This window comes from Pseudomonas sp. Eth.TT006 (genome assembly GCF_054456575.1).
The window spans coordinates 18,456-40,150 of record NZ_JBTJEN010000025.1; the positions used below are offsets into that span (position 1 = coordinate 18,456).

The 21,695-nt window shown below is 61.1% G+C and carries 21 protein-coding genes; 18 read left to right on the top strand and 3 right to left on the bottom strand.

The window, feature by feature from the left end; translation table 11 throughout:
• The first annotated feature begins 147 nt into the window (after positions 1 to 147).
• Positions 148 to 1,497, top strand: coding sequence for an NCS2 family permease (locus ACXR0M_RS25855; RefSeq protein ID WP_458834453.1), 1,350 nt, complete (start codon positions 148 to 150; stop codon positions 1,495 to 1,497).
• 90 nt (positions 1,498 to 1,587) lie between these two features.
• Positions 1,588 to 2,214 carry a LysE family translocator gene (locus tag ACXR0M_RS25860; protein WP_458834454.1) on the top strand — a complete coding sequence of 209 codons (627 nt, stop codon included), beginning with the start codon at positions 1,588 to 1,590 and terminating at the stop codon, positions 2,212 to 2,214.
• 211 nt (positions 2,215 to 2,425) lie between these two features.
• Here ACXR0M_RS25860 and uraH read toward each other — a convergent pair whose 3' ends face one another.
• The gene (gene uraH / locus ACXR0M_RS25865; protein ID WP_008031462.1) at positions 2,426 to 2,779 is read right to left on the bottom strand and encodes a hydroxyisourate hydrolase; all 354 of its coding nucleotides are present in this window, start codon (positions 2,777 to 2,779) and stop codon (positions 2,426 to 2,428) included.
• 429 nt (positions 2,780 to 3,208) lie between these two features.
• On the opposite strand from uraH, the gene puuE reads away from it, so the two are divergent.
• The 8 genes from puuE (at position 3,209) to ACXR0M_RS25905 (ending at position 10,687) form a co-directional block, all read left to right on the top strand.
• On the top strand, positions 3,209 to 4,135 hold the full coding sequence (gene puuE, locus ACXR0M_RS25870; RefSeq protein ID WP_458834455.1) for an allantoinase PuuE: 927 nt from the start codon (positions 3,209 to 3,211) through the stop codon (positions 4,133 to 4,135).
• The gene (gene uraD, locus ACXR0M_RS25875; RefSeq protein WP_458834456.1) at positions 4,132 to 4,647 is read left to right on the top strand and encodes a 2-oxo-4-hydroxy-4-carboxy-5-ureidoimidazoline decarboxylase; all 516 of its coding nucleotides are present in this window, start codon (positions 4,132 to 4,134) and stop codon (positions 4,645 to 4,647) included. The genes puuE and uraD overlap by 4 nt, the downstream gene beginning before the upstream one ends.
• 88 nt (positions 4,648 to 4,735) lie before the next feature.
• Positions 4,736 to 5,731, top strand: coding sequence for an allantoicase (alc, locus tag ACXR0M_RS25880; RefSeq protein ID WP_458834457.1), 996 nt, complete (start codon positions 4,736 to 4,738; stop codon positions 5,729 to 5,731).
• Between the two features lie 117 nt (positions 5,732 to 5,848).
• Positions 5,849 to 6,352: an ureidoglycolate lyase gene (locus tag ACXR0M_RS25885; protein ID WP_458834458.1), complete on the top strand. Its 504-nt coding sequence runs from the start codon at positions 5,849 to 5,851 to the stop codon at positions 6,350 to 6,352.
• 51 nt (positions 6,353 to 6,403) lie between these two features.
• A complete protein-coding gene (locus ACXR0M_RS25890) occupies positions 6,404 to 7,714 on the top strand; it encodes a urate hydroxylase PuuD (RefSeq protein WP_458834459.1) in 1,311 nt (436 codons plus the stop codon).
• A 168-nt stretch (positions 7,715 to 7,882) separates the two neighbouring features.
• On the top strand, positions 7,883 to 9,241 hold the full coding sequence (locus tag ACXR0M_RS25895; protein WP_458834460.1) for a nucleobase:cation symporter-2 family protein: 1,359 nt from the start codon (positions 7,883 to 7,885) through the stop codon (positions 9,239 to 9,241).
• A 159-nt stretch (positions 9,242 to 9,400) separates the two neighbouring features.
• Entirely contained in the window at positions 9,401 to 9,526 is a 126-nt protein-coding gene (locus ACXR0M_RS25900; protein WP_458834461.1) for a hypothetical protein, read from the top strand.
• A gap of 375 nt (positions 9,527 to 9,901) precedes the next feature.
• Positions 9,902 to 10,687, top strand: coding sequence for an outer membrane protein OmpK (locus ACXR0M_RS25905; protein ID WP_458834462.1), 786 nt, complete (start codon positions 9,902 to 9,904; stop codon positions 10,685 to 10,687).
• A 138-nt stretch (positions 10,688 to 10,825) separates the two neighbouring features.
• On the opposite strand, the gene ACXR0M_RS25910 is transcribed toward ACXR0M_RS25905, so the two are convergent.
• Positions 10,826 to 11,998 carry a patatin-like phospholipase family protein gene (locus tag ACXR0M_RS25910; protein WP_458834463.1) on the bottom strand — a complete coding sequence of 391 codons (1,173 nt, stop codon included), beginning with the start codon at positions 11,996 to 11,998 and terminating at the stop codon, positions 10,826 to 10,828.
• Between the two features lie 36 nt (positions 11,999 to 12,034).
• A complete protein-coding gene (locus ACXR0M_RS25915) occupies positions 12,035 to 12,970 on the bottom strand; it encodes a lipid A biosynthesis lauroyl acyltransferase (RefSeq protein WP_458834464.1) in 936 nt (311 codons plus the stop codon).
• Positions 12,971 to 13,087: 117 nt separating this feature from the next.
• Between ACXR0M_RS25915 and minC the strand changes: the two genes are divergently transcribed.
• From minC to ACXR0M_RS25955, 8 genes are all read left to right on the top strand, one after another.
• The gene (gene minC / locus ACXR0M_RS25920; protein WP_458834465.1) at positions 13,088 to 13,825 is read left to right on the top strand and encodes a septum site-determining protein MinC; all 738 of its coding nucleotides are present in this window, start codon (positions 13,088 to 13,090) and stop codon (positions 13,823 to 13,825) included.
• Positions 13,826 to 13,994: 169 nt separating this feature from the next.
• Positions 13,995 to 14,807 (top strand): septum site-determining protein MinD, encoded by an 813-nt coding sequence (gene minD / locus ACXR0M_RS25925; protein ID WP_458834466.1) that lies wholly within the window; start codon positions 13,995 to 13,997, stop codon positions 14,805 to 14,807.
• Entirely contained in the window at positions 14,807 to 15,061 is a 255-nt protein-coding gene (gene minE, locus ACXR0M_RS25930) for a cell division topological specificity factor MinE (protein WP_003223146.1), read from the top strand. Before minD ends, minE begins: the two co-directional genes overlap by 1 nt.
• A 174-nt stretch (positions 15,062 to 15,235) precedes the next feature.
• Positions 15,236 to 15,871 (top strand): RluA family pseudouridine synthase, encoded by a 636-nt coding sequence (locus ACXR0M_RS25935; RefSeq protein WP_458834467.1) that lies wholly within the window; start codon positions 15,236 to 15,238, stop codon positions 15,869 to 15,871.
• Positions 15,872 to 16,037: 166 nt separating this feature from the next.
• Positions 16,038 to 17,327, top strand: a complete 1,290-nt coding sequence (locus ACXR0M_RS25940) for a M18 family aminopeptidase (protein WP_458834468.1) — start codon at positions 16,038 to 16,040, stop codon at positions 17,325 to 17,327.
• A 149-nt stretch (positions 17,328 to 17,476) separates the two neighbouring features.
• A complete protein-coding gene (locus ACXR0M_RS25945) occupies positions 17,477 to 17,653 on the top strand; it encodes a hypothetical protein (RefSeq protein ID WP_458834469.1) in 177 nt (58 codons plus the stop codon).
• A 77-nt stretch (positions 17,654 to 17,730) separates the two neighbouring features.
• Positions 17,731 to 19,884: a mechanosensitive ion channel family protein gene (locus tag ACXR0M_RS25950; RefSeq protein ID WP_458834470.1), complete on the top strand. Its 2,154-nt coding sequence runs from the start codon at positions 17,731 to 17,733 to the stop codon at positions 19,882 to 19,884.
• A 66-nt stretch (positions 19,885 to 19,950) separates the two neighbouring features.
• A complete protein-coding gene (locus ACXR0M_RS25955; RefSeq protein WP_458834471.1) occupies positions 19,951 to 21,285 on the top strand; it encodes an amidohydrolase in 1,335 nt (444 codons plus the stop codon).
• The last annotated feature ends 410 nt before the right edge of the window (positions 21,286 to 21,695 follow it).

A 21,695-nucleotide genomic window follows, 5' to 3' on the forward strand; every position in this document is an offset into this window, starting at 1 on the left:
CTTTATTTGTACACAAAAGCATAATCCACTGCGTGCGAGTTCCTGACTGCATGGTCAACAAATTCGCGTATGCCTCAAAGGGCTGCTGCCACCCCCTCATGGGTCCAGCCCTGGAAATAACAATAAAACTCTTGAGGAGTACTCGCTGTGGAAAGCCGCAAATCCGAAGCATCGACGCTGGAACTCTCGCCGCCCCTGCGCTCTGGGGTGCTGGAGCGCCTGTTCAAACTCAGCTTGCATGGCACCACGGTGAAGACCGAGCTGATTGCCGGTCTGACTACCTTCATCACCATGGCCTACATCATCTTCGTCAACCCGAACATCATGGCCGATGCCGGGATCGATCACGGTGCAGCCTTCGTCGCCACCTGCATCGCCGCCGCACTCGGCTGCCTGCTGATGGGCCTGTACGCCAACTGGCCGGTGGGCCTGGCCCCGGGCATGGGCCTCAATGCCTTTTTCACCTACACCGTGGTCGGCACCATGGGCTACAACTGGGAAACCGCGCTCGGCGCGGTGTTCGTCTCCGGTGTGCTGTTCATGATCCTGACCTTCTCGCGCATTCGCGAATGGCTGCTCAACAGCATTCCGGTCAGCCTGCGCTTTGCGATGGGTGCCGGTGTCGGGCTGTTTCTCGGGCTGATCGGCCTGAAAACCGCAGGCATCGTGGTCGACAGCCCGGCCACCCTGATCAAGCTCGGCTCCCTGCGCGAACCCGGCCCGCTGCTCGCGGCGATCTGCTTTCTGATGATCGCGATCCTCAGCTACCACAAGGTGTTCGGCGCGATTCTTATCAGCATCATCACCGTGACCCTGGCCGGCTGGGGTCTGGGCATCGTGCACTACGAAGGGATCATGTCGACCCCGCCAAGCCTGGCACCGACCTTTATGGCGATGAACGTGGCCGGCGTGTTCAACGTCAGCATGATCAGCGTGGTGCTGGCCTTCCTCTTTGTGCACATGTTCGACACCGCCGGCACCCTGATGGGCGTCGCCCAGCGCGCCAATCTGGTCAACGCTGACGGCCGTATCGAAAACCTCTCCCGCGCGATGAAAGCCGACAGCGCCTCCAGCGTGTTCGGCGCGGTGGTCGGTGTGCCTCCGGTGACGAGCTATGTGGAAAGTGCCGCGGGCGTAGCCGCTGGTGGTCGGACTGGTCTTACCGCTGTCACCGTAGGTGTGCTATTTATAGCCGCGATGTTTTTCGCACCGCTGGCTGGCATGATTCCCGCTTATGCCACTGCCGGTGCGCTGATTTACGTGGCGATGCTGATGATGGGCGGCATGGCTCACATCGAGTGGGACGAAGCCACCGATGCCATTCCGGCGATCGTCACCGCGATCATGATGCCGCTGACCTTCTCGGTCGCCGACGGCATCGCGCTGGGCTTCATCACCTATGTGGCGCTGAAGGCCGGTACCGGCAAGTACAAGGAAATTTCCGTCAGTCTGTGGGTGCTCTGCGCGATCTTCATCGCCAAGTTCATCTTCCTGTAAACGGCACGCGGTTCCGGCGTCAAAACAGCCTCACCCTCGCGGGTGGGGCTTTTGCACATTCTTGAGTACAACAAAAAAAGGAGCGAAGTGATGAGTCTGGAAACCTGGCTGCTGTTCAGCGGCGCGGCATTGGTGGTGATCCTGATTCCGGGGCCGCTGTCATTGCTGATGATCAGCAACAGCCTGAACTACGGTTTGCGCCGTTCGTACCCGGCGTTTCTCGGCGGCGTGATCGCTTCGATCTGCCTGCTCAGTGCATCGGCGCTCGGGCTTGGCGCGCTGCTGCTGGCGTCGGAACAGCTGTTCAGCGCACTGAAAATCGTCGGTGCGCTGTACCTGTTCTACCTCGCCTGGCAGAGCTGGCAGCAGTCGCGTCAGCCGTCGGTCGGCGCCGAAGTGCCGCAAGCCGCGCCGGTGCCGCGTTTCCGCACCTTGTTTGGTCGCGCTTTTGTCCTGGGTGCGAGCAATCCGAAAGACATCCTGTTCTTCGCCGCGTTTCTGCCGCAGTTCCTCAGCGCGCAACAGCCGTTCCTGCCGCAGTTGCTGATCATGATCGCCACCTGGGTGGTGCTCGATCTGTGCTGCAAACTGGCTTACGGTTTGGGTGCGCATGGCGCGGCGCATTATCTGCGCAGCGGCAAGGGGCAGAGCTGGTTCAATCGGGTGAGTGCCGGGTTGTTTGGGGGTGCTGGCGCCGCTTCTCTGTTGAGTCGTTAAAAGCATCGCTGGCAAGCCAGCTCCCACAGGTTGCGGGGTGTGCACATATTTTGTGTACGACGCGGACACTGTGAGAGCTGGCTTGCCAGCGATGGCGTCAGACCAGACACCACTTTCCTCCAGACGAAAAAAAGCCCGCAGTGTGAGCGGGCGAAAGACCAAAGAAGCTATATGCGCAGTCGCTTCCCGGGTGGGGGCTGCTGCTTGGGGGTCAGCTGCCCCGGTAGGTGGAATAGCTGTAAGGCGAGATCAGCAGGGGCACGTGGTAGTGATCCTGTTCGGCAGAGATGCCGAAACGCAGCACCACCACGTCGAGAAACGCCGGCTCCGGCAACTGCACGCCACGGGCGCGGTAGTAATCGCCGGCGTGGAACTGCACCTGATAGACCCCGGTGCGGTAGTCATCGCCTTGCAGCAGCGGCGCATCGACCCGGCCATCGCTGTTGGTGATCGCGCTGGCAACCAATTCCAGTTGCGAGCCTTCAACGCGGTACAGCTCGACCTTGATCGAACTGCCCGGGCAACCGTGTGCAGCGTCCAAAACGTGTGTTGTCAAACGTCCCATTGATTCTGCGCGCCTGCCTGCCCACAGCAGTCAGACTTCGCGCCTCCCGAAGTCAGGTAAAAAGGAGACCGCACCGATTCGGAGCACGAAAAGCTGCGGCGAGCGACTGATTAAGACACTTTTCAAAAAAATTGTACACAATAAAAACGACATTTTTCACCTCACCCCCGCCATTCGGGTGTTTACCCCTGATCTACCCTCCAAGTGCCTGGAGATTGAACCTGCGATCCATTAGCTGACTGATCAGGCAGGTTTCTTGCAGGCTCAGCGCATTAACAACAAAAGATGACAGTCGGTGAAAAATGCGAAAATTCAGGCTTACAAATTGCGAATGAAGTTGTATACAATCAGCCCATCGCTGTGACGCCAGCCTGCTGACTCACCCTCAGGCCGCCACACCTCTGTCAACGAATAAGAAGGAAGACTGCAGTGAGCGCTGACTACCCACGCGACCTGATCGGTTACGGCAGTAACCCTCCTCACCCACACTGGCCGGGCAATGCCCGCATCGCCCTGTCGTTCGTGCTCAACTACGAAGAAGGTGGCGAGCGCAACATTCTGCACGGCGATAAAGAATCCGAAGCCTTCCTCTCCGAAATGGTTGCCGCCCAGCCGCTGCAGGGCGCGCGCAACATGAGCATGGAATCGCTTTACGAGTATGGCAGCCGTGCCGGCGTCTGGCGGATCCTCAAGCTGTTCAAGGAATTCGACATTCCGCTGACCATCTTCGCCGTGGCCATGGCCGCCCAGCGCCACCCGGATGTAATCCGCGCGATGGTCGCGGCCGGTCACGAGATCTGCAGCCACGGCTACCGCTGGATCGACTACCAGTACATGGACGAGGCGCAAGAGCGCGAGCACATGCTCGAAGCGATCCGCATCCTCACCGAACTCACCGGCGAACGCCCGCTGGGCTGGTACACCGGCCGCACCGGCCCGAACACCCGGCGTCTGGTGATGGAAGAAGGCGGTTTCCTCTACGACTGCGACACCTACGACGACGACCTGCCCTACTGGGAACCGAACAACCCGACCGGCAAGCCGCATCTGGTGATCCCGTACACCCTCGACACCAATGACATGCGCTTCACCCAGGTCCAGGGTTTCAACAAGGGTGACGATTTCTTCGAATACCTCAAAGACGCGTTCGACGTGCTGTACGCCGAAGGTGCCGAAGCGCCGAAGATGCTCTCGATCGGTCTGCACTGCCGCCTGATCGGCCGTCCGGCGCGTCTGGCCTCGCTCAAGCGCTTTATCGAATACGTCAAAAGTCATGAACAGGTGTGGTTCAGCCGCCGCGTCGACATCGCGCGCCACTGGCATGAAACCCACCCGTACCAAGGGGCCGCCCAATGAGCCGCTTTCAGACCCTGCAACCGTCGAGCCTGAGCCGCGACGCTTTCGTCAACGCCTTCGCCGACATCTACGAACATTCGCCATGGGTGGCCGAGAAGGCCTATGACCTCGGTGTGAACGCTTCGATCGACGAGATCGAAACCCTGCACCAGCGCATGAGCGACATCCTGTTGAGCGCCGATCACGCCAGCCAACTGGCGCTGATCAACGCTCACCCGGACCTGGCCGGCAAGGCTGCCGTCCAGGGCCAACTGACCGAGGCCAGCACCAATGAACAGGCTGGCGCCGGTATTCACCAATGCACGGCCGAAGAGTTCCAGCGCTTCACCGAGCTGAACGATGCCTACAAGGCCAGGTTCAAGTTTCCCTTCATCATGGCGGTAAAAGGCAGCAACCGGCATCAGATCCTCGCGGCGTTCGAAACGCGCATTCACAACTCGGTCGACACCGAATTCAAATGCGCGCTGGCGGAGATCAACAAGATCGCCCTGTTCCGTTTACTGACTCTTTAAGCGAGCCTGACCCGAGCGCGTCAAACGCGGAGAGCGCCCAGGGTCTTGCAAGCATCCCCAGCCACTTATTCAAAGGCAGACAAGAAGAATGAAAGCTTACGCCGTACCTTTCGAGAAGTTCGTCAACCTGGCCGATGCCCGTCTGGGCACCAAAATCATCTCGGTCACCGATGACTGGTTCGCCGACGCCAACCGCCTGTTTCAGCCGACCCCGGCCGTGTGGAAGGAGGGTGTGTTCGACGACAACGGCAAGTGGATGGACGGCTGGGAGTCGCGTCGCAAGCGCTTCGAAGGCTACGACAGCGCGGTGATCCGCCTGGGCGTACCAGGCTCGATCAAAGGCGTGGACATCGACACTTCATTCTTCACCGGTAACTACCCGCCATCGGCCTCGCTGGAAGCGTGCTTCCTGGCCTCCGGCGAGCCGGACGAAGACACCCAGTGGACTGAAGTGCTGTCGGCCGTCGAGCTGCAGGGCAACAGCCACCACTACCACGAAATCAGCAACGACCAGGCGTTCAGCCACCTGCGCTTCAACATCTACCCGGACGGCGGCGTGGCCCGTCTGCGCGTGTACGGCATTCCGTTCCGCGACTGGTCCGCGGTTGGCGACAACGAGCAAGTGGATCTGGCTGCAGCGCTCAACGGTGGCCGCGCCCTCGCCTGCTCCGACGAACACTTCGGCCGCATGAGCAACATCCTCAACCCGGGCCGTGGCATCAACATGGGCGACGGCTGGGAAACTGCACGCCGTCGCACCCCGGGCAATGACTGGGTGATCGTCGCGCTGGGCCATCCGGGCGAGATCGAAAAAATTATCGTCGACACCCTGCATTTCAAGGGCAACTACCCGGACAGCTGCTCGATCCAGGGCGCGTTCGTCAAGGGCGGCACCGACAGCCAGATCGAAACCCAGTCGCTGTTCTGGCGTGAACTGCTGCCCAGCCAGAAGCTGGAAATGCACGCCGAACACACCTTCGTCGAGCAGATCAAGGCACTCGGCCCGATCACCCACATTCGCCTCAATGTGTTCCCGGATGGTGGTGTGAGTCGCCTGCGCGTATTGGGCAAGGTCGCGAAATAAGCGGTGAAGCCATTCGCGAGCAAGCCCGCTCCCACAGGGGAATGCATTCCAAATGTGGGAGCGGGCTTGCTCGCGAAGGCGTCATAGAAATCAACACAGAATCCGGATAAGAACAGCATGCGCACACTACAGATTGAACCGCTGACCAAAGAAGCCTTCGCCCCCTTCGGTGACGTGATCGAAACCGACGGCAGCGCTCACTTCATGATCAACAACGGTTCGACCATGCGCTTCCATAAACTGGCGACGGTCGAAACCGCTACGCCTGAGGACCACGCGATCATCAGCATCTTCCGCGCCGACGCGCAGGACATGCCGCTGACCGTGAGCATGCTGGAACGCCATCCGCTGGGCAGCCAGGCTTTTATACCGCTGCTCGGCAACCCCTTTCTGATCGTGGTCGCGCCACTTGGCGATGTACCTGTATCAGGCTTGGTCCGCGCCTTCGTCACCAACGGCAGGCAGGGCATCAATTACCATCGCGGCGTCTGGCACCACCCGGTGCTGACGATCGAAAAGCGGGATGACTTCCTGGTGGTTGATCGCAGTGGCACAGGCAATAACTGCGATGAGCATTTTTTCAAAGAGGATGAGCGTTTGATCCTCGCCCCCCACCAATAAGAGAAGGTCCGATCACTCGACAACAAGAGTGACGGGCGAGAGGTAAAGACTGTGGAAGCACATCTGTTGGAATGGCTGAACCTGAGCGTGCGCTGGGTGCACATGATCACTGGCGTGGCCTGGATCGGCGCGTCGTTCTACTTCGTCTGGCTGGAGAACAACCTTAACCGCGTCAACCCGAAAACCGGTCTGGCCGGTGATCTGTGGGCGATCCACGGCGGCGGTATCTATCACCTGGAAAAATACAAACTGGCGCCACCGTCGATGCCGGAGAACCTGCACTGGTTCAAATGGGAAGCCTATTTCACCTGGATGTCGGGGATCGCGCTGCTGTGCGTGGTGTTCTACTCCAACCCCGTGCTCTACCTCGTGGCACCCGGCAGCGGCCTGACCGGCCCTGAAGGCGTGGCCATCGGCATCGGTTCGCTGATCGCCGGCTGGTTCATCTACGACTTCCTTTGCGATTCGCCACTGGGCAAGAAACCCGCCCTGCTCGGCTTCATCCTGTTCGTACTGATCATCGGCGCGGCGTATGGCTTCAGCAAGGTGTTCAGCGGTCGCGGTGCGTACCTGCACGTCGGCGCGATCATCGGCACCATCATGGTCGGCAACGTGTTCCGCATCATCATGCCGGCGCAACGTGCGCTGGTCGCCGCGATTGCCGAAAACCGCACGCCAGACCCGGCACTGCCCGCCAAAGGCCTGCTGCGTTCGCGGCACAACAACTACTTCACCCTGCCGGTGCTGTTCATCATGATCAGCAACCACTTCCCGAGCACTTATGGCAGCCAGTACAACTGGTTGATCCTGGCCGGGATCGCGGTGTTGGCGGTGTTGGTGCGTCACTACTTCAACACCCGTCACGACAGCCACAAGTTTGCCTGGACTCTGCCGGTGGCAGCGGTGGGCATGATCACCCTGGCGTACGTCACCGGCCCCGCGCCGATGCCAACCGCGCCGGACGTGGCCAAGGCACCGGCAAAAATCGAGTACCAACCGCTGCCGGAAACGGCACTGGGCGGTGGCGCGAAACCGGCGGCAGCGGCGGCACCTGAAGCGCCAGCAGCCCCTGCTGCAGCACCGGCGCAAGCGTCCAACGCACCTGCGTTCGACAAGGTGCACAACGTGATCCAGGAACGCTGCGCGGTCTGCCATTCGGCCAAGCCGACCAGCCCGCTGTTCAGCGCGGCGCCCGCCGGTGTGATGTTCGACACCCCCGAACAGATCCGCCAGAACGCGGCGCGGATCCAGGCGCAAGCCATCACCACGCAGATCATGCCGCTGGGCAACGTCACCCAGATGACCCAGCAGGAACGTGACCTGATCGGTGCCTGGATCGCCCAGGGAGCGCAGACCAACTAAGCCGTAAAAGCATCGCTGGCAAGCCAGCTCCCACAGGGTTTTGCACTGCCTGTGTGGGAGCTGGCTTGCCAGCGATTGGCCGCAACGCGGTTTACCTGATGCAAAGAAACAGCTGTGAGCAACCCAACAGCTGTTAATCACAAGAATAAAAAAGATCCGAGGTGTTGCATGTCCGAGCTGTCCAAAGCGCGCATCCCCGACGCACCCGCCATTCAGCGATTGCCCCTTTTGCAACTGATCCTGGTCGGTTTGCAACATGTTCTGCTGATGTACGGCGGTGCCATCGCGGTGCCGCTGATCATCGGACAGGCCGCTGGCCTGAGTCGTGAAGAAATCGCCTTCCTGATCAACGCCGACCTGCTGGTCGCCGGTGTCGCCACCATCGTTCAGTCACTCGGCATCGGCCCCATGGGCATCCGCATGCCGGTGATGATGGGCGCCAGTTTTGCCGCGGTCGGCAGCATGGTGGCGATGGCCGGCATGCCCGGCATCGGTCTGCAGGGGATCTTCGGCGCAACGATTGCCGCCGGGTTCTTCGGCATGCTGATTGCGCCGTTCATGTCCAAGGTCGTGCGCTTCTTCCCGCCGCTGGTGACCGGCACGGTCATCACCTCGATCGGTTTGTCGCTGTTTCCCGTGGCCGTGAATTGGGCCGGTGGCGGCGCCGCCGCTGCGCAATTCGGTTCACCGATCTATCTGGCGATCGCCGCGCTGGTGCTGGCGACCATTCTGCTGATCCACCGTTTCATGCGCGGTTTCTGGGTCAATATTTCCGTACTGATCGGCATGTGCCTCGGCTACGTGCTGTGCGGCGCGATCGGCATGGTCGATCTGAGCGGCATGGCCAACGCACCATGGATTCAGTTCGTCACCCCGTTGCACTTCGGCATGCCGACATTCGAGCTGGCGCCGATTCTGTCGATGTGTCTGGTGGTGGTGATCATCTTCGTCGAGTCCACCGGGATGTTTCTCGCGCTGGGCAAAATCACCGGTCAGGAAGTCTGCCCACGCATGCTGCGCCGCGGTCTGCTGTGCGACGCCGGCGCCTCGTTCGTGGCCGGTTTCTTCAACACTTTCACCCACTCCTCGTTCGCGCAGAACATCGGCCTGGTGCAGATGACCGGCGTGCGCTGTCGTTCGGTGACCATCGTTGCCGGTGGCTTGCTGATCGTGTTGAGCCTGCTGCCGAAAGCCGCGTTCCTCGTCGCCTCGATTCCGCCGGCGGTGCTGGGCGGTGCGGCGATTGCGATGTTCGGTATGGTCGCCGCGACCGGGATCAAGATCCTCCAGGAGGCCGACATCGGTGACCGGCGCAATCAACTGCTGGTGGCGGTGAGCATCGGCATGGGTCTGATTCCGGTGGTACGTCCGGAGTTCTTCGCGCATCTGCCGCTGTGGATGAGCCCGATCACCCACAGCGGCATCGCCATGGCCACCCTCAGCGCGCTGACGCTGAACCTGTTGTTCAACATCCTCGGCGGCGCCGAACGCGCGGCGATCAATGACTGCCATGCGCATCAGCATTAATTAAGTCATCACAAAACCCTGTGGGAGCGAGCTTGCTCGCGAAAGCGCTGTGTCATTCAACAATGATGGCGACTGACACGCCCTCTTCGCGAGCAAGCCCGCTCCCAAAGGGGATGTGCAACACCCTGCCTCAACAATAAAAACAACAGGGAGCAACCGATGATTCGCACGCAAACCAACGCTCTGTTGATTGGCCATTCCGACCTGCTGATCGACGGCTATCTGCACTGGGTGGTCGACCCCCACCGGAACACCGCCAGCCTGTTGGTCAAGGTGCATTTCTGAGATGGCCCGCATCCGTGCCCCATACCTGTCGTCGGTGCTCTGTTGCGGGGCACTTGAGACCTGGCCGAGGAGTCAGTATTCTCCGCGGCCTCTTGAATTCGGTCTAAAAAAAAGCCCGAATCTGATTCCTGACCAACGGGCCAACTTACCCCGGCCCCGGTCAGTACCGAGGCATCCCGAAAACACGCGCAATCGACTGTTTTTCAGAGCAGCCGAACGGGCGTTTTTTGGCTTTTCGAAAGCCTTGGCGCAGCTCTTGCTAACAGCATTAAAGCTGACCGGTCGGATGACTTTTGCAGCAACGAAAAAAGGCGCCACACCAGAGCGCCGATCTTAAAAAAATAAACGTGGAACACCTACTTTGGGAGCAACCGAATGAAACGTATGTGCACCAGCCTGATGCTCGCAGGATCGATGTTGGCCGGCGGCGAGGCCATGGCCGACGGCCTGCTGCAATGGCAGAACAACAGCCTGACCTATCTCTACGGCAAGGACTTCAAGGTCAACCCGGCGATCCAGCAGACCGTCACTTTCGAACATGCCGACGCCTGGAAGTACGGGGATAACTTCCTGTTCGTCGACAAGATTTTCTACAACGGCAAGCCAGACGCCGGCGTCGGCAACAACACCTACTACGGCGAATTCAGCCCGCGCCTGTCGCTGGGCAAGATCCTCGACCAGAAGCTCGAGTTCGGCCCGGTCAAGGACGTGCTGCTGGCGATGACTTACGAGTTTGGTGAAGGCGACGTCGAGTCGTACCTGATCGGTCCGGGCTTCGACCTGGCGATCCCGGGCTTCGACTACTTCCAGCTGAACTTCTACCAGCGCCACACCGAAGGCTCGCGCCCTGGTGACAACGTCTGGCAGATCACCCCGGTATGGTCGTACACCATTCCGGTCGGCGACTCGAACATCCTGATCGACGGCTTCATGGACTGGGTCGTCGACAACGACACCAACAGCAAAGGCACCTACCACGCCAACCTGCACTTCAACCCGCAGATCAAATACGACCTGGGCAAGGCGCTGAATTTCGGCGAGAAGCAGCTGTACGTGGGTGTCGAGTACGACTACTGGAAAGACAAGTACGCGATCGAAGACTCCCGTGCGTTCACCACCAATCAGAACGTGACCAGCTTCCTGGTGAAGTTCCACTTCTGATGCTGGTGTAGATGGCGTTCGTGAGGACGCCATCGCTGGCAAGCCAGCTCCCACAGGTTTTTGGGTGTACGCAAAATTTGTTTGCGTCACAGATCCTTGTGGGAGCTGGCTTGCCAGCGATTAGCCGCAACACACATCTCAAGCCGGAACCACCGCCTCACTGATCCCCAGAAACCGGCACAACTCCTCACGCTTGGCCAACGCATCGCGCCGCCCCAGTTCGATCAACTCGCTGCAATACCCCGCCTCGAACAGCAGATAACTCAGCACCCCGGCACCACTGGTTTTGGTCGCGCCCGGCCCGCGCAGGAACAGGCGCAACGCCGCCGGCAATTCCTGACGATGGCGCGCCGCAATCTCGTCGATCGGCTGACTCGGCGCAATCACCAGCACCTCCACCGGCGCCACTCCCAGCTCGCGAGTCGGTACGCCCTCGGGCATCAGTCGACTGAACTGGTTCAGACGCTGCAGCAACTCGATGTCGCTCTCCAGACTGTCAATGAACGTGCTGTTGAGCATGTGCCCGCCGATCTGCGCCAGCGTCGGCTGTTGCCCGGTGTAGGCGCGTTCCAGCGGTTGCTGTGGATCTAAACCGCGCGGGTTGCCGCTCACGCCCACCACCAGCACCCGGCTCGCGCCCAGATGCAGTGCCGGGCTGATCGGTGCCGACTGGCGCACCGCGCCGTCACCGAAATATTCCTCGCCGATTTTCACCGGGGCAAACAGCAACGGGATCGCCGAACTGGCGAGCAGATGCTCCACTGACAACTGCGTCGGCACGCCGATCCGCCGATGACGCAGCCACGCATCGATCTTGCCGCCGCCCTGATAGAACGTCACCGCCTGCCCCGACTCGTAGCCGAACGCGGTCACCGCCACCGCGTGCAATTGCTTGCGCGCGATGGATTCGGCAATCCCGGGCATGTGCAGTTTTTCATTGAGCAGGTCGCGCAGCGGCGAACTGTTGAGCAGCGCCACCGGCAGTTGCCGACCGAGGCCGAGCAGGCTGTGACTGACAAAACGGCTGGCCTGGCGGATCACCCCCGGCCAGTCGCTGCGCAATACCCGATGGCTGCGAAAGCCCTGCCAGAACAGCGTCAGGCGTTCGATGGCGGCGCGAAAGTCCGTAGCGCCGCTGGCCAGGCTGACCGCGTTGATCGCCCCGGCCGAGGTGCCGACAATCACCGGAAACGGATTGTCCGCGCCCAGCGGCAGCAACTCGGCAATCGCCGCCAGCACCCCCACCTGATACGCCGCCCGAGCCCCGCCGCCGGAAAGAATCAAACCTGTGACCGGTTCAGCTGGGCTCATCGCAACGCTCCATGGTGCTTGAAAGGGGTAAGTGAATCAGCCGCGGCGTTTCGGGTAGAGCTTCGGCTCACCCGGTGGACGGCTCTTGAAGCGCCGGTGTGCCCACAAATATTGCTCGGGGCAGGCGCGCAGCGCACTTTCCACCCACTGGTTGATGCGGATGCAGTCGGCTTCTTCGGTTTCGCCGGGGAAGTCCTCCAGCGGCGGATGGATCACCAGCTTGTACCCGCTGCCATCGGCCAGACGTTCCTGAGTGAACGGCACCACCAGCGCCTTGCCCAGCCGGGCAAACTTGGTGGTCGCGGTCACGGTCGCCGCCTGAATGCCGAACAGCGGCACGAAGATGCTTTGCTTGGCGCCGTAGTCCTGATCCGGTGCGTACCAGATCGCCCGGCCCGCCCGCAGCAGCTTGAGCATGCCGCGCACGTCGTCACGTTCCACCGCCAGCGAGTCGAGGTTGTGCCGCTCGCGGCCACGGCGCTGAACGAAGTCGAACAGCGCATTCTTGTGCTCGCGGTACATGCCGTCGATGGTGTGTTGCTGACCGAGCAGCGCCGCGCCGATTTCCAGGGTGGTGAAGTGCGCCGCCATGAGGATCACGCCCTTGCCTTCGCGCTGGGCTTTTTGCAAATGCTCCAGCCCTTCGACATGCGCCAGTTTCGCCAGGCGCTCGCGGGACCACCACCAGCTCATCGCCATTTCAAAGAAGGCGATACCGGTGGAGGCGAAGTTTTCCTTGAGCAGGCGTTTGCGCTCGGCGGCGGATTTTTCCGGGAAGCACAGCTCAAGGTTGCGCTTGGCAATGCGCCGCCGGTCGCCGGCCACGCGGTACATCAGCGCGCCGAGGACACGACCGATCGTCAGTAACACCGGATACGGCAACTGCACGACCAGCCACAACAACCCCAGACCGCACCAGAGCGGCCAGAAGCGTGGAGAAAGATAGGCTTTTCGAAAACGCGGGCGATCCATTAAAGCTTCCGTAAATACAGTGGCCGCGCATTCTACATCGTTCGACCCGGCTTGCGGCTCGCGGGCGTTCTCGTTATAAGTCTCGGCACTTTTAGTGACAAGCCGTTGTATGCCGATATGAGCCAAAACCAATCGCCAGACCAAGATTCCGTGTTCCAGTTGAAGGGCAGCATGCTGGCCATTACCGTGCTGGAGTTGTCCCGCAACGACCTCGACAGCCTTGATCGGCAACTGGCCGCGAAAGTCGCCCAGGCACCGAATTTCTTCAGCAATGCACCGTTGGTCCTGGCCCTGGACAAACTGCCACCGGGCGAAGGCGCGGTCGACCTGCCGGGATTGATGCGCGTGTGCCGTCAGCACGGCCTGCGCACCCTGGCAATCCGCGCCAGCCGTATCGAAGACATCGCCGCCGCCATCGCCATCGACATCCCCGTGCTGCCGCCGTCCGGCGCCCGTGAACGGCCGCTGGAAACGCCAGAACCGGCCCCGGTGAAGAAGCCGGAAAAACCGCCGGAGCCGACCGTCAAAGCCACCCGCGTGATCACTACGCCAGTACGTGGTGGCCAACAGATATATGCCCAGGGTGGCGATCTGGTGGTGATTTCCTCGGTCAGTCCGGGGGCGGAACTTCTTGCCGATGGCAACATCCATGTATACGGCCCGATGCGCGGTCGTGCACTGGCCGGCGTCAAAGGCGACACCAAGGCCCGGATTTTCTGTCAGCAATTGAGCGCTGAACTGATCTCCATCGCCGGGCATTACAAGGTTTCCGAAGATTTGCGTCGTGATCCGCTATGGGGCGCCGGCGTGCAGGTCAGCCTGTCGGCCGACGTGTTGAACATCATTCGGCTTTAACGGATACTGCCGCATTTTCCAAGCATCTCTAAAACGTAGCGAAAACGGCTCAAACGACGTAGGAAAAAGGCCAAAAGCCAAATTCCAGCCAAGGCTGTCCGACTGCAGTAGTTTTCAAGAGATGTTTTTCAGGGACTCAACTGTCCTTTTTCCTTAGGGGTGAAACACCTTGGCCAAGATTCTCGTGGTTACATCCGGCAAGGGTGGTGTGGGTAAGACCACCACCAGCGCCGCTATCGGTACCGGTCTCGCGCTGCGCGGGCACAAAACTGTAATCGTCGACTTCGACGTGGGCTTGCGTAACCTCGACCTGATCATGGGTTGCGAGCGTCGCGTGGTGTATGACTTCGTCAACGTGGTCAACGGCGAAGCCAACCTGCAACAGGCCCTGATCAAAGACAAGCGCCTGGAAAACCTCTACGTGCTGGCCGCCAGCCAGACCCGCGACAAAGACGCGCTGACCCAGGAAGGCGTGGAAAAAGTCCTGATGGAACTCAAGGAACAATTTGAGTTTGTGGTCTGCGACTCGCCGGCGGGCATCGAGAAAGGCGCACACCTGGCCATGTACTTCGCTGACGAAGCGATCGTCGTGACCAACCCGGAAGTGTCTTCGGTTCGTGACTCGGACCGTATGCTCGGCCTGCTGGCCAGCAAGTCGCGTCGCGCCGAACGTGGCGAAGATCCGATCAAGGAACACCTGCTGATCACTCGCTACCATCCAGAGCGCGTGGAAAAGGGCGAAATGCTGGGCGTTGAAGACGTCAAGGAAATCCTCTCGGTAACCCTGCTCGGCGTGATCCCGGAATCCCAGGCGGTGCTCAAGGCCTCCAACCAGGGCGTCCCGGTGATTCTCGACGACCAGAGCGATGCCGGTCAGGCGTACAGCGATACCGTCGACCGTTTGCTGGGCAAAGAAAAAGCCCACCGTTTCCTCGATGTCGAGAAGAAGGGATTCTTCGAGCGCCTGTTTGGAGGTAGGTAATGAACCTTTTTGACTTCTTTCGTGCCAATAAAAAGCCAAGTACCGCCTCGGTCGCGAAAGAGCGTCTACAGATCATCGTGGCGCATGAGCGCGGCCAGCGCAGCACGCCGGATTACCTGCCAGCCTTGCAGAAGGAACTGGTCGACGTGATCCGCAAGTACGTCAACATCGGCAACGACGACGTACATGTTGCGCTGGAAAGCCAGGGCAGTTGCTCGATTCTGGAACTCAACATCACCCTGCCTGATCGCTGAGTCGATCCGGCAGGAACGACGGCGGCTCAGATCCTTGAAGCCTCTGTAGGAGCTGCCGAAGGCTGCGATCTTTTGATCTTGTTTTGAAAATCAAAAGATCGCAGCCTTCGGCAGCTCCTACAGGAGTGTCAGGGGCTCTGAGCCGCCGTTGGCATTTGTTACGAGGCTGTTTTAATGCCGTTGTCCAACATCCGCATCATTCATCAGGACGCCGCCGTGCTGGTGGTCGACAAACCGACGTTGCTGCTCTCGGTGCCCGGTCGCGCCGACGACAACAAGGACTGCCTGATCACCCGCCTGCAGGAAAACGGCTACCCGGAAGCGCGCATCGTCCATCGTCTGGACTGGGAAACCTCCGGCATCATCCTGCTGGCCCGCGACGCCGATTCCCATCGCGAACTGTCGCGGCAATTTCACGACCGCGAAACCGAAAAGGCCTACACCGCCCTGGCCTGGGGGCAGCCGGAACTCGACAGTGGCAGCATCGACCTGCCCCTGCGCTACGACCCGCCGACCAAACCACGGCACGTGGTCGATCACGAATTCGGCAAACACGCGCTGACCTTCTGGCGCGTGCTGGAACGTTGCGGCGACTGGTGCCGTGTCGAGCTGACACCGATCACCGGGCGCTCGCACCAGTTGCGCGTGCATATGTTGTCCATCGGCCATCCGCTGCTGGGCGACGGCCTCTACGCCCACGAACAAGCCCTGGCCGCCTGGCCGCGCCTGTGTCTGCACGCGAGCATGCTGAGCTTCACCCACCCGCAAACCGGCGAGCGCCTGCGCTTCGAATGCCCGGCACCGTTCTGAGCAACACCGCCGCCCTTATGTAGGAGCTGCCGAAGGCTGCGATCTTTTGATCTTGTTTTAAAATCAAAAGATCGCAGCCTTCGGCAGCTCCTACAGGGGATCCGGTGCGGATTCAATTCCCTGGCCGATGCGTTAAACTCCCGCCCATTGCTGTCTGGAGCTTCTTATGCGCGAAGAGTTGAACCAAGGCCTGATCGACTTTCTCAAGGCCTCCCCTACCCCGTTCCACGCCACCGCCAGCCTCGTTCAGCGTCTGGAGGCCGCCGGTTACGTGCGCCTCGACGAGCGCGAGACGTGGCACACCGAGGCCAACGGCCGCTATTACGTGACCCGCAACGACTCCTCGATTGTCGCGATCAAAATGGGCCGCAACTCGCCGCTGCACGACGGTATCCGTCTGGTCGGCGCGCACACTGACAGCCCGTGCCTGCGGGTCAAGCCGCAACCGGAACTGCAACGCCAGGGCTTCTGGCAACTCGGCGTTGAGGTCTATGGCGGCGCGCTGCTGGCGCCGTGGTTCGACCGCGACCTGTCGCTGGCCGGCCGCGTGACCTTCCGCCGCGACGGCAAGGTCGAAAGCCAGTTGATCGACTTCAAGGCACCGATCGCGATCATTCCCAACCTGGCGATTCACCTCAACCGTGAAGCCAATCAGGGCTGGGCGATCAACGCGCAGACCGAACTGCCACCGATCCTCGCGCAGTTCGCCGGTGACGAGCGCGTCGACTTCCGCGCCGTACTCACCGATCAACTGGCCCGCGAACATGGCCTGAACGCCGACGTGGTGCTGGATTACGAGCTGAGCTTCTACGACACGCAAAGCGCGGCGGTCATCGGTTTGCATGGCGACTTCATCGCCGGTGCGCGTCTGGACAACCTGCTGTCCTGCTTCGCCGGCCTGCAAGCCTTGCTTACCGCCGACACCGAAGAAACCTGCGTGCTGGTGTGCAACGATCACGAAGAAGTCGGCTCCTGCTCGGCCTGCGGCGCCGACGGCCCGATGCTCGAACAGACCCTGCGCCGCCTGTTGCCGGAAGGCGACGAGTTCGTCCGCACCATTCAGAAATCGCTGCTGGTCTCGGCCGACAACGCTCACGGCGTGCACCCCAACTACGCCGAGAAGCACGACGCCAACCACGGCCCGAAACTCAACGCCGGCCCGGTGATCAAGGTCAACAGCAACCAGCGCTACGCCACCAACAGCGAAACTGCCGGCTTCTTCCGCCATCTGTGCATGGCCGAAGAAGTGCCGGTGCAAAGCTTCGTGGTGCGCAGCGACATGGGTTGCGGCTCGACCATCGGCCCGATCACCGCCAGCCACCTGGGCGTGCGCACCGTCGACATCGGCCTGCCGACCTTCGCCATGCACTCGATCCGCGAATTGTGCGGCAGCCACGACCTGGCGCACCTGGTCAAAGTGCTGAGCGCGTTCTACGCCAGCCACGAACTACCGTAAGCCAACTCGCCCCTGTAGGAGCTGCCGAAGGCTGCGATCTTTTGATTTTGTTTTTTTATAGATCAAAAGCAAAGATCGCAGCCTTCGGCAGCTCCTACAGGTCGAAACCGTCCTAGACTCAGATCATTCTTTCCGACAAGGCAGTCACCATGATCTCGATGTCCGCATTCCACGGCATGCTCATTCCCATCCTGTCCGGGATGATTCTGCTGGCCGTTGGTTTCAACTTTCGCGACAAGAACCTCGGGGTGTTCGCCATGTGGATCGGCATGCTGATGATCCTGGCGACCGTGGTCTACAAGATCCTCGCCAAACTCAACGAATAAATCGGCGCCCGGCTCGCATTGATTCTGGCTGCCTCGTACACTCGTTCAATTCGCCCCTTTGCGAGGTTGACCGTCTAGTGTTCGCTCGTCTGTTTGCTCTGCCCTGCCTGTTCCTTGTCTGCCTGATGACCCTGATGCCGCTGGCCCCTGCCCATGCGGTGGGTTTGCCGGGGCTGCTCAACACGCCCAAGGCGCAACCCGAAGCGCAGGAGCCATTGGGCCAGTCGCTGGATGAGGTCATCAAGTCGCTGGAAAACGACAAGCAGCGCGCGCAATTGCTGAGCGATCTGAAAAAACTGCGCGACGCCACCAAAATAGCCCAGGCCTCGCCGGAAGAAGGCGTTCTCGGCCTCATCGGCGGCACGTTGGCCAGTTTCGAGAAACAGTTCTCCGGGGACGACAGTCCGCTGACCCGCTGGTCCAGAGAATTCGATCTGGCCAAGGATGAGCTCAACGCGTTGATGCTGCCGGCCAGTGAATGGCTGCCGATCATCTTCGGCTTCGCCGTGATCCTGATGGTCTGGAGCCTGCTCGCCGCCGCGCTGATCTGGCTCGGGCACCGGGTGCGCATGCGCTTCGGCCTGACCGAAGAACTGCCGCAGCACCCCAAGGCCCTCGACATGCTGCGCTTCGCCCTGCGCAAGCTCGGACCGTGGCTGATCGCGCTGGTGATCACTGTTTACATGAGCTACGCGCTGCCATCGTCATTGGGCAAAAGCCTGGCGATGGTGCTGGCCTATGCGCTGGTGGTCGGCACCTGTTTCTCGGCGATCTGCGTGATCGCCTTCTCGCTGCTCGACGGCCCGCACCGGCACCGCGCGCTGTACATCCTGCGCCATCAGGCATTCCGTCCGTTGTGGCTGATCGGCAGCTTCGCCGCGTTCGGTGAAGCGCTCAACGACCCGCGTCTGGTGGAGAGCCTCGGCGTGCATCTGGCGCACACCACCGCGACCGTCACCAATGTGCTCGCGGCGCTATTCACCGGCCTGTTCATCCTGCGGTTCCGCCGGCCGATCGCGCACCTGATCCGCAACCAGCCGTTATCGCGGCGCCTGACCCGCCGTGCGCTCAGCGACACCATCGATATCCTCGGCACCTTCTGGTACGTGCCGGCGCTGGTACTGGTGGGAATCTCGCTGTTCGCCACGTTCGTTTCTGCCGGCGACACCAGCACCGCCCTGCGCCAGTCGCTGATCTGCACCGTGCTGCTGGTGATGTGCATGGTGATCAACGGTCTCGTGCGTCGTCACTCGCTCAAACCGCAGCGCGGGCCGAAGCGCCACGCGCTGTACTCGGAACGCCTGAAAAGCTTCTTCTACACCCTCGCCCACCTGCTGGTGTGGCTGACCTTTATCGAGCTTGGCCTGCGCGTGTGGGGCAAGTCGCTGATCGGTTTCGCCGAGGGCGAAGGCCACGACGTCAGCGTCAAACTGTTCAGCCTGATCGGCACGCTGATTTTCTCCTGGTTGATCTGGATCCTCGCCGACACCGCCGTGCATCACGCCCTCACCCGCTCGCGCAAAGGCCTGGCGAACGCCCGCGCGCAGACGATGATGCCGCTGATCCGCAACGTGCTGTTCGTGGCGATCTTCATCATTGCGCTGATCGTCGCCCTGGCGAACATGGGCATGAACGTCACCCCGCTGCTGGCCGGTGCCGGTGTCATCGGTCTGGCCATCGGTTTCGGTGCGCAGTCGCTGGTGGCGGACCTGATCACCGGTCTGTTCATCATCATCGAAGACTCGTTGGCGATCGACGACTACGTCGATGTCGGCGGCCACCTCGGCACCGTCGAAGGCCTGACCATCCGCACCGTGCGCCTGCGCGACATCGACGGCATCGTCCACACCATCCCGTTCAGCGAAATCAAGAGCATCAAGAACTACTCGCGGGAATTCGGCTACGCGATCTTCCGCGTGGCGGTGCCGTACAACATGGAGATCGACGACGCGATCAAACTGATGCGCGAAGTCGGCCAGAAGATGCGCACCGATCCCCTGCAACGGCGCAACATCTGGTCGCCGCTGGAGATTCAGGGCGTGGAAAGTTTCGAGTCCGGCAGCGCGATCCTGCGGGCGCGGTTCAAGACCGCGCCGATCAAACAATGGGAAGTTTCCCGCGCGTTCAACCTGTCGCTCAAACGTCATCTCGACGAGGCCGGGCTCGATCTGGCCACGCCGCGCATGAGCGTGCAAGTGATCACTGCCGGCGGTGGCCAGGCCAAGGAATAGCACTTGGGCACGATGTGCGGGTCACAGGCAGGGAAGCCAGAACAACAATAACCATGGAGAAACCCGATGCAACTGACCCGCATAGCTCACGCCCTTCTGCTTACGCTTGTCGCCGGCCACGCCAACGCGGCCACCCTGGACAGCACCCGCGAACAGATCGCGGCGCAAGCCCAGGCCCTTGAACCACAACTGCTGGAAACCCGCCGCGACCTGCACGCTCACCCGGAACTCGGCAACACGGAAAAACGCACCGCTGCCTTGGTCGCCGAGCAGCTCAAGGCGCTGGGCCTTGAGGTCAGAACCAACGTCGCCCGCACCGGCGTGGTCGCCATCCTCAAAGGCGCCCTGCCCGGCCCGACCGTGGCCCTGCGCGCCGACATGGACGCGCTGCCGGTCAAGGAAGTCGCCGACCTGCCATTCGCCTCGAAAGCCAAAGGCACCTACCTCGACAAAGAAGTCGACGTGATGCACGCCTGCGGCCACGACGCCCACACCGCGATCCTGCTGAGCACGGCGAAAGTTCTGACCGGCCTGCGCGACACCCTGCCCGGCACCGTGGTGTTCTACTTCCAGCCCGCCGAAGAAGGCCCAAGCGACTTCATCCCCGACGGCAAAAACACCTGGGGCGCAAAAATGATGGTCGAGGAAGGCGTGATGAAATCCCCCAGACCCGACGCCGTGTTCGGCCTGCACGTCTGGGCCGGTGTCCCCGCCGGCCAGATCGCCTACCGCCCCGGCGCGACCTTGGCCAGCTCCGACGACCTGCGCATCAAAATCCTCGGCAAACAAACCCACGCCGGCCGCCCGTGGGACGGCATCGACCCGATCACCGTCGGCGCGCAAACCATCGTCGGCCTGCAAACCGTGGTCAGCCGCCGCACCGACATCTCTTCTTACCCGTCAGTCGTGAGCATCGGCACCATCAACGGCGGCACGCGCTACAACATCATCCCCGAGTCGGTGGACATGAGCGGCACCATCCGCTCCTACGACTACGGCATCCGCCAGAAACTGCACGCTGACGTCCGCCAGACCATCGAAAAAATCGCCGAAAGCGGCGGCGCCAAAGCCGACGTCACCATCATCGAAAAATACGACCCGACGATCAACAACCCGGCACTGACCGAGAAAATGCTGCCGACGCTGAAGTGGGCGGCCAAGGATGACGTGGTCAATGCACCGCTGGTGGGTGGTGCGGAAGACTTTTCTTTTTTTGCCAAGGAAGTGCCCGGGTTGTTCGTGTTTCTCGGGGTCACGCCACGGGATCAGGACATGAGCAAGGCCGCGCCGAATCATAATCCGGGGTTCTTTGTCGATGAGTCGGCGCTGGTGGTTGGGGTGAGGACCATGGCGTCGCTGGCGACGGATTATTTGTATGGGAATGCTGGGGTGGGCAAATAAGCATTAGGTGACTGTGGGGGGCGCTTTCGCGAGCGAGCTCGCTCCCACATTTGACCGAGTGTAGCTTTGAAGCCGGGATGGCTGTCAGGGCGCTATCGGTGGCACGCCAGCTCCCACAAAATCAAGATCAAAAGATCGCAGCCTTCGGCAGCTCCTACAGGGGATTGGGTATGTTCAGTTGGAGATTGGTCGGCTCGCAGGCCGCCATCGCGAGCAGGCTCACTCCTACAGAAAAGCCAAAGCAGACCGCATCCGCTCTTCACCACTCAACAGGATGAGCGTTAGCTCGGCTGCAGCTTTTGATCTGCAGGCCCCGTCGGCAGGCTGAGTGGAGGGATGCATCCGGGGGTGGGAGCGCAGCGACCGTTTGGCGAAGCCAAACACAGCGAGAGGAGGTGCAGCGAAGCAAA